Here is a 13,191-nt window from a genome sequence, read left to right as displayed (position 1 = left end):
GATTGCGCAGGAAGCCCAATCGGCCCCTCAGCATGCCCGAAAACAACATCGCCGAAGTAAAACAGAAGCCCTTCACACCCCCAACAATCTCACCCACGGAGTTGACAACCTATATAGGAACACCCCCCGCGAGAACTCCAGACCTTGAGGGCGAGTCCACCTCGTGCCCACTTTGTGCGCCATCGCCAGATAGACACGGATGATGCCCAGTACCCGACCTGGTTGAAGGCCGGCCTGGACTGCGGCGTAGCGCAGCGGAATGCGCCAGCGCGCATCTCAAGTGCTGATTTCAATCGCGGGGTTGTGGATCTAGTGGTTGGGGGAGGGCGGTTACATGGACTGCTGGCGAGCCAACACCTCCAGGGTTTTGTGTGCTGTAGCCGCCGCTGACCCTGGGTTCTGGCCGGTCACGATCCTGCCATCAACCTGGGTGTAGCTGGCAAAAGGGATGCGTGACTTGCTGTAGCGGGCCCCTTGCTCTTCCGCGCGTTGTTGTGCGTTGTAAGGTACAAGCTTTGCCACACCCGCCAACTTTTCCTCCATCCAGGAAAATCCCGTGATGGACCGGCCGCTCACCAAAGGTTTGCCGTTGCTCAACTCCACTTCTACAAGGCCACAGTAGCCGTGGCACACTGCGGCAATTACGCCGCCGCTTTCATAAATGCTTCTGGTGATGTGGTGCAGAACTTCGTTATTCGGGAAGTCAAACATCACTGCATGGCCGCCGGTGTAAAAGATGGCGTCAAAGTTGTGCGGGTCGATCTGCGCAGCCGCGGTGGAATGTTCAAGGAGTTTCATCCGTGCTGGGTCGTTGTGCCAAGTTTTGACGGCGCGGTCATAGGTGGGGAACTTCAGCGAACGCGGTTCCAGAGGGACGGTTCCGCCCTTGGGACTCATCACTATTTGCTCGTAGCCCGCGGCTTCAAATGCCAGGTAGGGGTGTACAAGTTCGGAAAGCCACAGGCCAGTAGGGTGCGTTGAGTCTGTGCCGTAGGCAGATACATTGGACACAACGTGCAGGATGTGCCCCTTGTGGACTGGCTCATTCATAGCGAGCATTCCTTGCTGAGGTAGTGGATTTGATACAGCAACGCCTACCTGGTGGAGATTGCGCGCCGCCTTTTGCTTGGTCTCCGGTACCCTGTGCTGAAAGGTCAGGTCGGTGGAAAAAGTGGGAGTGGCACAGGTGGATCACCAAGTTGGGTTCAGGTTATTTGAAGACTCCGGCATCCGCGCTCACCTGCACGCGCATGATGCGGTGGGGTGGATGAGAGAAGCCGTGCTCGCGCATGGGAAGGACGCGCTTTCTGCGCCCCCGCGTGTGCATGCGGCATTGGGGGAGGGAGCTGGGGGTCTGGTGTTCACGGCGGGACGGTTCGCAGGGAAGTCTTATGGTTTTCGGGCGTACAGCACCTTGGAGCTGCCCGTGGATGAGCAGGTGGTAGTTGCTTTTGATGATCACACGGGCAGAGTCTGCGCGATCGCTGTGGGCTCTGAGCTCGGGGTTCGGCGCACTTCAGCCCTAGGTGGTGTGGCCCATGATGCACTCGCACCCAAGGGCTCGGTTCGCGTGGCGGTGATTGGCTCTGGTGTGCAAGCACAGGGCCAATTGTGGGCGTTGCAGGCGGTGCGATCCATCACCGAAGTGAAGCTGTTTAGCAAAACCCCTGATCGTAAGGTCCGGGTCGCTGAGGCGCTGGATCAGCAATATGACTTTCCGGTGGTCTCCGCGGAAAGTGTGGAGGAGGCGGTGGCGGCTGCAGATGTGGTAATCCTCGCTACTAACAGTGAATCGCCAGTGTTGCGCACGCAGTGGTTACGCCCCGATGCCTACGTTGCCACCTTGGGTCCGAAGCAGGTGGGGCGGGCGGAGTTTGCCGCAGACCTACTGGCCGCTGCGAGCGTGATCACCACGGATTCTGTGGCCCAGTTGAACGCCTATGATCCTCCTGCGGTGGCGGCCGAAGCTGGTGTGGCGGTGGCTCCGCTTTCCCAGTATGTTCTTGCTCCGCCGCCCGCGGAGGGGATTCGGTTGTATCTCTCCGTGGGCTTGGCGGGGACGGAACCCTATTTGTTGCAGCGCTTGGCTCAGCAGGTGGCGGCCCAGGCGTAGTGCTTTGCTGTAGTGCTTAGCTGAGACTGAGGAAGAGTTTTTCCATTTTGGCGGCATCGAACCCCTCGGTGCCGCCTTCGGTGAAGCATTGGCGCATGCCGGTGGCAATGATGGTGTATCCGGCACGGTCAATGGCTTTTGATACAGCAGCAAGTTGGGTGACGATGGCCTCGCAATCTTCGCCTTCTTCAAGCATTCGGATTACTGCTGCGAGTTGCCCTTGGGCTCGCTTGAGGCGGGTGATGGAGGGTTTCACTTCGGTGGGGTTGAGCTGCATGATGTTCCTTAGCGCGAACCTGGTGCGGATGAACGCCTCAAATCATACCCCGTGGGGTGTCACGGGTTTGAAGGATCGCAGGCGGAGGCTGTTGGAGACAACGAAGACGCTGGAGAGTGCCATTGCGGCACCTGCGAGCATGGGGTTGAGCAAACCGAGGGCGGCTAATGGGATCGCCAGGGTGTTGTAAGCGAAGGCCCAGAAGAGGTTGCCTTTGATGGTGCTCAGCGTGCGCCGCGAGAGGCGAATGGCGTCTGCCGCGGCGAGGAGGTCGCTGCGCATGAGGGTGATGTCTGCGGATGCTCGAGCTGCGTCGGTACCCGCGCCCATTGCAAGGCCAAGGTCAGCGAGCGCAAGGGCGGGGGCGTCGTTCACGCCATCGCCAACCATTGCTACAGTGCGACCGCTTTCTTGTAGTGCTTGGACGGCCGCTACCTTATCTTTGGGCAGCACTTCGGCGTAGACCGTGTCAATGCCTACCTCCTTGGCAACTTGTTGAGCCACCTGAGTGTTATCGCCGGTGAGCAGCACCGTGTGGAGTCCCATTTGGTGGAACAGCTTGATTGCTTGGGTGCTGGTGGATTTGACTTGGTCGGCGACGGTGAGAATACCGCGCGCTGCGCCGTCCCAACCTACAAACACCGCGGTCTTGCCGGCGAGTTCTGCGGTGCGCTGCGCTTCAACGAGTTCTTGGTGGACACGCCAACCGGCGTCCTCCATGAGTGCGCGCCGTCCAACGCGCACGATCTCTCCCAAAAGGGTTGCCTCAACGCCCAGGCCTTCAATATTGCGGAAGTCTTCCGGTGCGGTCAGCTCGCCTTGTTCCTCCCGCGCTGCCTTTGCGATGGCCTGCGCAATGGGGTGTTCGGAATAGGCTTCTAGCGCACCAGCGCGGTGTAGGACCTCACGTGAGTCCACATCGGGGGCAGCAATCACCTGTTCAAAGGTCATTGTTCCGGTGGTGACGGTTCCAGTCTTATCCAGCACTACGGTGTCTACCTTGCCGGAGGATTCTAGCACTTCTGGGCCCTTGATGAGGATGCCAAGTTGTGCTCCGCGGCCGGTGCCCACCAGCAGTGCGGTGGGAGTTGCAAGCCCTAGTGCGCAGGGGCACGCAATGATGAGAACGGCAACCGCCGCGGTGAATGCTGCGCTTGCGGGGAATCCTGCACCCAGCCACGCACCGAGGGTAATTACCGAGATAGCGATGGCAATTGGAACAAAGACTCCGGAGATTTTGTCTGCGAGCCGTTGGATTTCTGCCTTCCCGGTCTGGGCCTGTTCTACAAGTTCAGCCATTTGTGCAAGCTGAGTGTCGGCACCAACGCGGGTTGCGCGAACTACGATCCTGCCTGAAACATTGAGCGTTGCGCCCGCTACTTCCACGCCTGGGCGAACGTCCACGGGTACCGACTCACCAGTAAGCATTGAGGCATCAATAGAGGAAGTTCCGCTGATCACGGTGCCGTCGGTAGCAATCTTTTCACCGGGTCGGGCGATGAACTCGTCTCCTACCCGAAGTTCCTCGGCTGGGATAGTCACTTCTGTGCCGCCGCGCAGTACTGTTGCCTGTTGCACCCCGAGTTCCATGAGCGCCCGCAGAGCTGCACCGGCTTGCTTCTTGGAGCGCTTTTCAAAGTAGCGGCCTACAAGGATGAAGGTGATCACCCCTGCCGCAACTTCGAGGTAGATATTGCTGGAGGCATCTGATGGGGCAAGGGTGATGCTGAAATGGTGTGTTACCCCGCGGTCGCCAGCTGTGCCGAGGAACAGCGCATATAGGGACCATAGGAATGCCGAAAGTGTGCCCACGGAAATGAGCGTGTCCATGGTAGCGGCACCCTGTTTGAGGTTCAGCCACGTTGCGCGGTGGAAGGGGTATCCAGCCCAGACGATCACGGGGGCTGCCAGTGTGAGCGAGGCGAAACCCCAGAAGTCGAATTGCAGCGCTGGGACCATCGCCATCAAGATCACAGGCACTGATAGTACGATGGACACGATCATGCGCTGCCGTAGCTGTGCAAGTTCGCGCTCTTCACGGGATTCATGGTGTTCAGCCGCAGTGTTGGGCTTTTGCGTATCGCCGGTGTGTTCCGGTGACTTCGGAAGGATTGGCTCTGCGCTGTATCCGGCCTTTTCCACAACGGCGATGAGTTCGTCCATGCTTGTGCCAACCGTGTCCACTACGTGGGCTTTCTCGGTTGCGTAGTTTACGGAGGCGGATACTCCCTCCAGCTTGTTCAGCTTCTTTTCAATGCGGTTTGCGCAAGAAGCGCAGGTCATCCCTCCGATGTCCAGGTCAATGTGCACCTCGTTGAGGTTGGCAGGTATATCGAGAGAACCTGCAGCATCGGAGGAATGCTGCCCTGACTGCAGGGTCTGGGTGCTTGCTTGTTGTGTCATTGGTACCGCCAAGGGGGAGAAGGTGCAGGAGGTTGAGGGTCGGGGATGGGGTGCGAAAGGCTACCGCAAAGAATGCCGAATGGTGACTAGTGGTGCATTGGTGTGGGCGCCTGCCACTGTTCCACCCACTCCTGGGGAATGAGTGCTCCGGAGATGAAGTACGCCAATGTAAAGAGCACGGCTAGGAGTAGGAAAAAGCCAATAAGTTTTAGGGCTGGGTTCATGAGTAACGTGCCTTTCCCAGGGGTGGGGAGGTTAGGTGCGGGTTGCGGTGTAGCCAGCTTCTTCAACTGCTGCGAGCACCAGTTCATCGGCGATCGCCTCGGTGGAAGTGATTTGCAACGTGCCTGTGGATGCGCTCACCGCGATGTCTGTGATGCCGGTGATTGATTCCAGTTCTTCCCGGACGGCATTCTCGCAGTGGCTGCAGCTCATACCGGCAACGGAGTAGTTCGCAATCATGGTGGGTTCCTTTCCAGATGCCTAGTTTCCAGGTGCCTAGTTTCTAGGTGTCTAGTGGGGTAGGGGTTGGGATTATTTCTAACTCATACTGTTGTGTACGGGTTAGAGTGTAGTACGATTAACTCATACAACGCAATACGTTTTTTCGGGCGTCTGGAACTCATGCTGAGACTCCCACCCGAACCCATCAACTTCGCACAGCATCTGTGTAGTGCATGGCGTGGCAGAGACTTCAGGAAGTGGAAAAGGAAGGAACAGTGCGCACGATGGCAACAAAGGTGAACAGTGCCCAAGCTGGCCAGGCCGCAGAACATGCGGAGACACCGTTGCAGACAAACGTCATGGATTCACGCGTTCCCTCCGACGTGCCCTCCTCCCGATCCACCTCACCCGAGGTTGAGGTGGCGCACATCCTTCCAGCACCACAGGTTGTTATTTCTGAATCTCCGACAGCCACGCCATGCAGTTGCGGATGTGCGTCCGGCTGCGGCTGCGACGGTGGCGCCCGAGATGCCGGACACCCTGGGCAGCGGGCAGCTCGACCCCAGAGGGCGGATGCCAGAGCGAACCGGGAAAAGATTATGGCAGCGGCGGTCCAGTGCTTGCGCGGACACCCGGGTGCGTCGGTAAGCGAAATTGCAAAGACGGCCGGGGTGGGCCGCATGACCCTCATTGGGCACTTTCGCACTCGTGCTGACCTGGTGGAAGCCTGCACACTGGATCGGGTGGCCAAACTGGAGCGCATTCAGGAAACGGAAGTTATCCCGTACCTGCTGGAAGCGTGGAAACCGCTCGGCGATGTGCACATTTTACTCAAAGCTGCCGCCGTTGAACTCCCCGAGGAACAATGCGAACATCTGCGGCAACGCGCAAACGCTCCGCTCCAGGAGCGCCTACGCGAAGCAAAACAACGGGGGACCCTGCCTGAAAGTCTGACGGAAACTTGGCTTGCCATAGTCCTGCAAGTAATGAGCGTTGAGGCGAAAGACCTCGCTTGCTGCGGTGGGGAATGCGAATGTCAGGCTCCCTCCCAACTCGAAGCCACACTTGAGCAGCTCCTGAGCAACCACGAAGCCCCAAGGAGTTAGCTGCAATGGAAACCGAATTCACCCACAGGGCCACCGTAGTAGTGATCGGCGGTGGCCAAGCTGGGCTATCCGCCGGCTACCACCTGGCACACCGAGGATTTGCAAACGCTTTTGAAGTGCCAGGAGATACCCCAAGCTACGTTGTCTTGGACGCCGAGGAAGCCCCTGGTGGGGCGTGGCGGCACCGCTGGGAATCGCTCACCATGGCCACCGTGAACAACATCTTTGACCTGCCAAGCTACCCAAGGCCAACCGTTGAACTCGCCACGCCAAGCAAAGTGGCAATACCTGAATACTTTGCCCATTTTGAAGCCCACCACCAACTCGCCATACAGCGGCCCGTGACAGTGCACAGCGTGGAATACCTCAACCACAACCCCGAGGAGGGGTTCCGGATCGCCACCACCAGCGGCACCTGGCAGGCGAAAGCAATTGTGAACGCCACCGGCACCTGGAACAACCCCACACTGCCGTACTACCCAGGGCAAGAAACCTTCCTCGGCAAGCAAATGCACACTAAAGACTACGTTTCACTGGAAGCATTCGCCGGGCAACGGGTTGGCATCATCGGCGGAGGCATCTCTGCAGTGCAACAGCTTGAGGAGATCTCCCGCGTGGCCACTGTCCACTGGTACACACGGCGTGAACCGGTGTTCCGGAAAGAACAATTTGAACTGGAAACCACGGGTAGGGAAGTGATCGCCAAAGTCACTGCTGCCGTGGAGGCAGGAAAACCCACCGGGAGTGTGGTTTCCTACACCGGCCTCGGATGGACCCCATACGCACGAGCCGCCAAGAAACGTGGCGTGCTCAACAGAAAACCCATGTTCACGCGCATCACACCCACCGGCGTGATCGAAGAAGACGGCACCGAAACCCCACTCGATGTCCTGCTCTGGGCCACCGGATTCAAGCCCGCCATCCGGCACCTCGAACCCCTCGGCCTCCAAAACGAGCTTGGTGCAATCCAGCTCAAGGGCACAAAAGTAGTCAAAGACCCCCGGATCCACCTGGTGGGCTATGGGCCAACACAATCCACTGTGGGGGCCAACCGCGCCGGGCGAATCGCAGGAAGCCAACTCAAAAAGATGTTCCTCACCTAGAGGCGTAGCCTGCCACGACGCTCGGGCCAACAACTGAACCCCCAAACCAAGCCCCAACCCCCAGGATCAGAAGGAGTACCTGGAAATGACCACCTCCGCCAAGAAGACCGCGCCAGAACCAATCCGCGATCAAAAAGCCGACCACCTGCTCACACCGAAGAACACGGTGATCGCACTCATCGATTACCAATCCACCCAACTGGATACACTCAAGTCCAAGACCCGCGAACGAGCAGAACTCAACGTCCGCGTGCTTTCTGAGGTGGCACGGCGTTGGGGAGTGCCCATCGTGGTTTCCACCGTTGGCGTGGACATGGGAGTAAACCCACCAACCATTCCCGAGATCATGGAACACCTGCCAGAGGACCAGGAAGAAATTGATCGCACAGGTGTGAACGCTTGGGAAGATGCAGATTTCCGCGCTGCAATTGAAGCCACTGGTGCGAAGCACGTGGTGGTCGCAGGCCTATGGACCGAAGTCTGCGTAGCCTTGCCCACACTGGACATGCTCAACGAAGGCTACAAGGTTTATCCAGTAGTTGATGCCATCGGCGGCATCTCTAAAGAAGCACACGAATCTGCGATCACCCGCATGGTGCAAGCAGGAGCAAGCCCAGTCACCGCAATCTCCTTTGCCTCGGAAATCATGCGCAACTGGGCTCGCGAAGACGCCAACAACCTCCGCGAAATCTTCGGATGGTACTTCCCAGCAAAGGAGGAACTGGACCAAAAAGAGGACTACTAAGCCACCGCAACAAGGGTATTGGCGCTGGTACTGGCACTGGCGTGAGCTCGTGCCAGGCGCCCCCACCCACCCCTACGGGGGCAATCGCGGGATTCTCAAAGGGACTGACTACAGCCCCTTGGCCACCAGCCAATCCTTGGCAATCACAGACGCAGCAGTCTGCTCATTCACACTTCGGGCATTCAACTCAATCAAATCCCGCTCAGTCAACACAGCAGAAACAGCGTTCACCACTTCCGCAGCCTCATCCGAAACGTCGTCACTCGCCACCGGCACCACATGCGAAGCAAGGAACTGGCCGCGTGGATCGCTGAGCGTCACCAAATTGTTGTTCACCACAGAAGGGCTCGCCGTGTAGATAATCGCCAACTGAATCTGATTATCCGTCAACGCCTTCACCGTCAACGGGCCGCCACCATCTTCAATCGGGGTGAAACCAACGTCAATCCCATACACATCCCGTAACCCACGAGGGCCATTCGGCCTCGTCTCCGCCTCAGAATTCGCCCCCAACACCATGGGCACAGATACCCCAGCCAAATCCTCAATGCTTGAAAGACTCCACTGTGCAGCAAACTCACTGGTCACCGCATAAGAGTCCTGATCAGTTGCCGCAGCCTGATCCAACACCCGCAAACCCTCCGGAGTTACCTCGGCCAGCTCGGCGTACACATCCTCAGATTTCCGGGCCTGCGTATCAGGCGCCCAATACTGCAATAACGGCCCCGAATACTCCGGGAACAAATCAATCGCGCCTGACTCAATCTCAGAAACGTACACCTCGCGCTGCCCAATGCGGAACTGGCGGTCCACACTAAACCCGGCACCCTCCAGAGCCTGCGCGTATATCTCCGCAATGATCTCATTGGAGTAATAGTCCTGTGAGCCAATCACAATCGTCTCACCCCCACCACTCCCACTGCTTCCGCCATTCTCCAGTGGATCACCATTAGAGCAACTCGCCAAGCCAAAAGCAGAAATCATAACGGCTGCCGTCAACATTTTGGGGAACTTCATCTCTATTTCCTCGATTCACTTTGCTGATTCTGCGTCCTCGATGCCGCAGTTTTCTGCAGTGCGGCAAACGCAATTTCTAGGATCAAAGCCACGAAAGCAACTAGCAGGGCGGCGGCGAGCATCAGGGGATAATCACGGCTTTTCAGGCCACTAAACAAGAAGCGGCCTAGTCCCACGTCAGCGGTGTACGCGGCCAAGGTAGCAGTGGCCACCACCTGCAACGTCGCTGCCCGAAGCCCGTCCAACAGGACGGGGAGCCCCAAAGGCACCTCCACCCGGGAAAGCACCTGCCACCCGGTCATGCCGATGGCCTTGGCGGCGCCGACGCTGCGCACGTCGGCAGACTGCACCCCAGCATACGCACCAGCCAGCACCGAAGGCAGGGCGAGCACCACCAGCGCAACCAGCGGGGCACCAACGCCGATCCCCAGGAACAACCCGGCGAGGGTGAGCAGCCCCAATGTGGGAATCGCGCGCGCCGCCCCAACAATCGCGCCAACCACACCCGCGCCGCGCCCAGTGTGTCCCACATACAAACCCAGGGGCAACGCGATGCACGCGGCCAGGAGGACGGCGGCTGCGCTGAGCAGGAGATGCTCGCCAAGCCGTGCCCAGATTCCCGCCGCGCCCGCCCAATTTGCGGGCTCCATCAACCAATCCAGCGCTTGAGCAAAGAGATTCATTCGTGCCTCCCATCGCTCCCATCGCTCGCACCCGCACCAGCACCCACACCCGCGCCCGCACCAGCACCAGCACCAACCCCAACCTGAACCTGAGCCCAAGGTGTCGCCCAGCGCCCGATAAGCTGTACGAGAAGGTCTAGCGCAATGGCCAGCACGATTGTGCCTACGATGCCCGTCATCACCTGGGCCACAATGCCGCGCTGGAAGCCGTCGGTGAGCAGATTGCCCAGGCTGGGTACGCCGATCAGGGCGCCGATCGTTACGAGGCTGATGGTGGAAACTGTCACCACCCGGATCCCCGCGATGAGCACTGGCAATGCCAGCGGCAGATCCACCCGCCAGAAAATGCTGCGTGGCGAGTTGCCCATGGCCACAGCGGCCTGCCGTGTGTGCTGATCCACCGAAGCAAACGCCTCACTGGCGCTCCGTGCGAGCAACGCAAACCCGTACACGCTCAACGCAATAATCATGGTTGCCTGCGAACGCAGGGGAGTGCCCACCACAATCGGAATGATGATCAGCAGCGGCAGCGCTGGGATGGCATACAGTAAGGACACCGCCCACAACATGGGCCCACCCAAGCGCGGCCGGCGGTGAGCCAGGTAGCCAAACGGCACCGCGAGCAGCACCGAGAGCAGCACCGGCGGCACGCTGAGCAACAAGTGCGCCCATGCGAGCTCCAGCACATGCTTAACGTTTCCGGCAAGCCAGCCAATTCCGGTGACACTCACGGTGCCACCCCGTCCGAAGCAACCCGCCCCACGGTCCGGCCCATCCCATCGACTGCCACCGCAACGCCCCCTACCTCGGTGATGTGGAGGGTGCGTTGGGGAGCGTCGGCACCGATGAAGCTGCGCACAAAATCGTTTGCAGGGGCAGTGAGAAGCTCTGTTGGCGTGCCCTGTTGTGCCACCTGTCCGCCGGCTTGTAGGAGCACGATGTGGTCGCCAAGGCGTAGCGCCTCGTCGATGTCGTGGGTGACAAACAGGATCGTTTTGCCCAGTTCAGCCTGCAGGCGAAGGAGCTCGTCCTGCAGTTCGCGGCGAACGATCGGATCAACGGCGCCGAAGGGTTCGTCCATGAGGAGGATTTCCGGGTTTGCTGCCAGCGCCCGCGCTACCCCAACGCGCTGCTGCTGCCCGCCGGAAAGTTGGGCGGGGTAGCGCTTGGCCAACTCGGGCCCAAGACCCACGCGCGCCATCACCTCAAGGGCGTCCTGCCTGGCCTTGCGCTTTGGCACCCCATTGAGCACAGGCACGGTGGCAACGTTGTCCGCAACGCTGTGATGCGGCAGCAAACCCGCATGTTGCAGCACATAACCAATGCTGCGGCGCAGCGCCACGGGGTTCTGGGTACGCACGTCCTTACCGTTGATCCGCACGGCGCCGTCCGAGGGCTCCACCATGCGATTCACCATCCGCAGCAGCGTGGTTTTCCCCGACCCGGAGGAGCCGACCATCGCCACAATCTTCCCCTCGGGCACGTCCAGGGAGAAGTTGCGCACCGCGGCGGTGCCGTCGGGATAGATTTTGGAGACTGCCTCGAAGGTAATCATGTGCCTTCGCTCCTGTCTGAAATAGGTGAGCGTTGACCTCCCACCCTACGGGCGTGCGCTGCAAAGCGTGCCGACGCCCCAAACGCCGCACCTCAGCACGTGCAGCGGGTCTGCAGCATGCCCAGGGGGAAGGGGGAGCGAAGGCGCAGCCTGAGGATCGGGAATCGGGTGAATAAAATGCGATATTCTTCCAGGCGCCCTACAGCGACCAGGTATGCACCGGTTCGCCGGTGGATTGCAGCTCCAGGTATCGGCGTAGCACAGTTGCTACTGCCGCGGTGCGCTCCGGGGTCTCAGGTTCCGTGGGTGGCTGCTGCGCCAGGGCATGGAGTTGCCACGTTGCGCCGTTTTGCCCGGTACTTACGCGGCCCTTGATTACCCCGAGGTATCGTTCGATGAGCTCCTCCGCCACCCCCAGCGCCTCGAGGCCTTGCCTAGCCTGGCCCAGCAGATGCTCGGCCACGAGCTCGCGCACGGAAACTTCGCCGAGCACCGGCCACTGCAGCGTTGCACCCAGGCCCTGGCGTGCGGCAGAGAAGAAATTCTTGGTGGCGGCCTCGAAGCTCAGGCGGGACCACACGGGCCGGTTTTGGTTACTCAAGTACTTCACCATGCCGTAGAAGAACGCGGCATCGGCAACTATATCCACCGGTGTTGGGCCCGCGGGGAGCAGGCGGTTCTCCAAGCGGATGTGCGCTTGCTCCTGAGAGGGGTCATAGATGGGGCGGTTCCATCGCCAAATCGTGCCGTTTTGCAGATTCAAATAGTGCAGGGCTGGGCTTTCGCCATCCATCATTGGGGTGCCGGCGTCCTGGCGATCTTCCGGCAGCAGCGGGGAGAAGTAGCGAACGTTTTCCTCAAAGAGGTCAAACACGCTGGTGATCCACCGTTCGCCAAACCACACGCGCGGGCGCACCCCTTGGTTCACGAGCTCCTGAGTGCGGGTGTCTATCGACTGCTGGAACAGCGGAATCCGGGACTCGTGCCACAATTGGTGGCCTGCAAACAGCGGGGAGTTCGCGCCTAGCGCCACTTGAACCGCGGCGATTGCTTGGGCTGCGTTCCAGGCGTCGGCAAAGCGATCCGGTGCGATCTGCAGGTGCAATTGCATAGAGGTGCAGGCGGACTCCGGGGAAATGTCCTCAAAATCGTGCAGATAGTGCTCCTGACCTGCGATGTCGATCCGCACGAGCTCGCCGCGAGACTGCATGATGGAATTGTTGAGCGCGCGGTAGCGATTTTCCGACGTCATCCATCCCGGCGTGGAAAGGTATTGCGTGGTCAACGTGGGAAGTGTGCCCACCATGGCAACCGCAGCGCCCTGGGCCGTTGCCTGCTCGTGCACGGCGGCGAGCCTGCGTTCCAGCTCACGTTGCATTTCCTCCAGGCCTGAGCCCTCAATGCTGGTGGGCGGTAAGTTGAGTTCCACGTTGCAGGCGCCAATTTCGGACTGATAATCCTCACTCAAACCATCAAGGACCTTTTGGCCCACGGGCGCCGGCGCCATGTCCTGATCCACCAGGTTCAGCTCCAGCTCAAGGCCGATCGTGCCCTGGGAGATAAACTCGGCGCGCTGCAGGTGCCGGTCAAACACCTCTAGATCGTGCTGGAGGCGTTCGCGGTAGCGGGTGCGTTGCCGTGGGGTGTAGTTGCTGCTGGTTACTTGGTCGCCCATAGCGGCCAGCTTAACCAGGCGGGCGCCGGTGGGTGGGGAAAGATTCATGGTTGGCGGCGGGGGTTTGGGG

The 13,191-nt window shown here is 59.8% G+C and carries 14 protein-coding genes; 4 read left to right on the top strand and 10 right to left on the bottom strand.

Annotated elements, in window-relative coordinates:
* Positions 1-330 precede the first annotated feature (330 nt).
* Positions 331-1,050, bottom strand: a complete 720-nt coding sequence (locus tag NQ050_RS10605; RefSeq protein WP_257039309.1) for a type 1 glutamine amidotransferase domain-containing protein — start codon at positions 1,048-1,050, stop codon at positions 331-333.
* 112 nt (positions 1,051-1,162) lie between these two features.
* Here NQ050_RS10605 and NQ050_RS10600 point away from each other — a divergent pair, with 112 nt between their 5' ends.
* Positions 1,163-2,113, top strand: a complete 951-nt coding sequence (locus tag NQ050_RS10600; RefSeq protein ID WP_257039308.1) for a hypothetical protein — start codon at positions 1,163-1,165, stop codon at positions 2,111-2,113.
* 16 nt (positions 2,114-2,129) lie between these two features.
* Here NQ050_RS10600 and NQ050_RS10595 read toward each other — a convergent pair whose 3' ends face one another.
* The 4 genes from NQ050_RS10595 to NQ050_RS10580 form a co-directional block, all read right to left on the bottom strand.
* Positions 2,130-2,390 carry a metal-sensitive transcriptional regulator gene (locus tag NQ050_RS10595; RefSeq protein ID WP_257039307.1) on the bottom strand — a complete coding sequence of 87 codons (261 nt, stop codon included), beginning with the start codon at positions 2,388-2,390 and terminating at the stop codon, positions 2,130-2,132.
* 42 nt (positions 2,391-2,432) lie between these two features.
* Positions 2,433-4,793 carry a cation-translocating P-type ATPase gene (locus NQ050_RS10590; RefSeq protein ID WP_257039306.1) on the bottom strand — a complete coding sequence of 787 codons (2,361 nt, stop codon included), beginning with the start codon at positions 4,791-4,793 and terminating at the stop codon, positions 2,433-2,435.
* A 255-nt stretch (positions 4,794-5,048) separates the two neighbouring features.
* The gene (locus NQ050_RS10585; protein WP_257039305.1) at positions 5,049-5,255 is read right to left on the bottom strand and encodes a heavy-metal-associated domain-containing protein; all 207 of its coding nucleotides are present in this window, start codon (positions 5,253-5,255) and stop codon (positions 5,049-5,051) included.
* A 232-nt stretch (positions 5,256-5,487) separates the two neighbouring features.
* The gene (locus NQ050_RS10580) at positions 5,488-5,667 is read right to left on the bottom strand and encodes a hypothetical protein (RefSeq protein WP_257039304.1); all 180 of its coding nucleotides are present in this window, start codon (positions 5,665-5,667) and stop codon (positions 5,488-5,490) included.
* 169 nt (positions 5,668-5,836) lie between these two features.
* On the opposite strand from NQ050_RS10580, the gene NQ050_RS10575 reads away from it, so the two are divergent.
* From NQ050_RS10575 to NQ050_RS10565, 3 genes are all read left to right on the top strand, one after another.
* The gene (locus NQ050_RS10575) at positions 5,837-6,343 is read left to right on the top strand and encodes a TetR/AcrR family transcriptional regulator (RefSeq protein ID WP_257039303.1); all 507 of its coding nucleotides are present in this window, start codon (positions 5,837-5,839) and stop codon (positions 6,341-6,343) included.
* A gap of 5 nt (positions 6,344-6,348) precedes the next feature.
* The gene (locus NQ050_RS10570; protein ID WP_257039302.1) at positions 6,349-7,446 is read left to right on the top strand and encodes an NAD(P)/FAD-dependent oxidoreductase; all 1,098 of its coding nucleotides are present in this window, start codon (positions 6,349-6,351) and stop codon (positions 7,444-7,446) included.
* Positions 7,447-7,531: 85 nt separating this feature from the next.
* Complete coding sequence (locus NQ050_RS10565) at positions 7,532-8,191, top strand: isochorismatase family protein (protein WP_257039301.1); 660 nt, start codon at positions 7,532-7,534, stop codon at positions 8,189-8,191.
* Positions 8,192-8,299: 108 nt separating this feature from the next.
* Here the strand turns inward: NQ050_RS10565 and NQ050_RS10560 are convergent, their stop codons facing one another.
* The 5 genes from NQ050_RS10560 to NQ050_RS10540 form a co-directional block, all read right to left on the bottom strand.
* The gene (locus NQ050_RS10560) at positions 8,300-9,214 is read right to left on the bottom strand and encodes an ABC transporter substrate-binding protein (RefSeq protein ID WP_373456455.1); all 915 of its coding nucleotides are present in this window, start codon (positions 9,212-9,214) and stop codon (positions 8,300-8,302) included.
* Entirely contained in the window at positions 9,211-9,891 is a 681-nt protein-coding gene (locus tag NQ050_RS10555) for an ABC transporter permease (protein ID WP_373456454.1), read from the bottom strand. The genes NQ050_RS10560 and NQ050_RS10555 overlap by 4 nt, the downstream gene beginning before the upstream one ends.
* The gene (locus NQ050_RS10550; protein WP_257039299.1) at positions 9,888-10,622 is read right to left on the bottom strand and encodes an ABC transporter permease subunit; all 735 of its coding nucleotides are present in this window, start codon (positions 10,620-10,622) and stop codon (positions 9,888-9,890) included. The genes NQ050_RS10555 and NQ050_RS10550 overlap by 4 nt, the downstream gene beginning before the upstream one ends.
* Complete coding sequence (locus NQ050_RS10545; RefSeq protein ID WP_257039298.1) at positions 10,619-11,446, bottom strand: ABC transporter ATP-binding protein; 828 nt, start codon at positions 11,444-11,446, stop codon at positions 10,619-10,621. The genes NQ050_RS10550 and NQ050_RS10545 overlap by 4 nt, the downstream gene beginning before the upstream one ends.
* A gap of 199 nt (positions 11,447-11,645) precedes the next feature.
* Complete coding sequence (locus NQ050_RS10540) at positions 11,646-13,121, bottom strand: glutamate--cysteine ligase (RefSeq protein WP_257039311.1); 1,476 nt, start codon at positions 13,119-13,121, stop codon at positions 11,646-11,648.
* Positions 13,122-13,191 lie beyond the last annotated feature (70 nt).

It is taken from the genome of Corynebacterium sp. 122RC1, assembly GCF_024580955.1.
Lineage (GTDB): Bacteria > Actinomycetota > Actinomycetes > Mycobacteriales > Mycobacteriaceae > Corynebacterium > Corynebacterium kozikiae.
The sequence above is the reverse complement of the archived record's forward strand: the minus strand, read 5'-3'. Positions and strand labels throughout refer to the sequence as shown.

Bases quoted from the DNA above. Each gene is read 5' to 3' on its own strand.
- NQ050_RS10605 (WP_257039309.1), bottom strand. From the start codon at position 1,050: ATGAATGAGCCAGTCCACAAGGGGCACATCCTGCACGTTGTGTCCAAT.
- NQ050_RS10595 (WP_257039307.1), bottom strand. From the start codon at position 2,390: ATGCAGCTCAACCCCACCGAAGTGAAACCCTCCATCACCCGCCTCAAG.
- NQ050_RS10590 (WP_257039306.1), bottom strand. From the start codon at position 4,793: ATGACACAACAAGCAAGCACCCAGACCCTGCAGTCAGGGCAGCATTCC.
- NQ050_RS10585 (WP_257039305.1), bottom strand. From the start codon at position 5,255: ATGATTGCGAACTACTCCGTTGCCGGTATGAGCTGCAGCCACTGCGAG.
- NQ050_RS10580 (WP_257039304.1), bottom strand. From the start codon at position 5,667: ATGTGCGCCACCTCAACCTCGGGTGAGGTGGATCGGGAGGAGGGCACG.
- NQ050_RS10575 (WP_257039303.1), top strand. From the start codon at position 5,837: ATGGCAGCGGCGGTCCAGTGCTTGCGCGGACACCCGGGTGCGTCGGTA.
- NQ050_RS10570 (WP_257039302.1), top strand. From the start codon at position 6,349: ATGGAAACCGAATTCACCCACAGGGCCACCGTAGTAGTGATCGGCGGT.
- NQ050_RS10565 (WP_257039301.1), top strand. From the start codon at position 7,532: ATGACCACCTCCGCCAAGAAGACCGCGCCAGAACCAATCCGCGATCAA.
- NQ050_RS10555 (WP_373456454.1), bottom strand. From the start codon at position 9,891: ATGAATCTCTTTGCTCAAGCGCTGGATTGGTTGATGGAGCCCGCAAAT.
- NQ050_RS10545 (WP_257039298.1), bottom strand. From the start codon at position 11,446: ATGATTACCTTCGAGGCAGTCTCCAAAATCTATCCCGACGGCACCGCC.
- NQ050_RS10540 (WP_257039311.1), bottom strand. From the start codon at position 13,121: ATGGGCGACCAAGTAACCAGCAGCAACTACACCCCACGGCAACGCACC.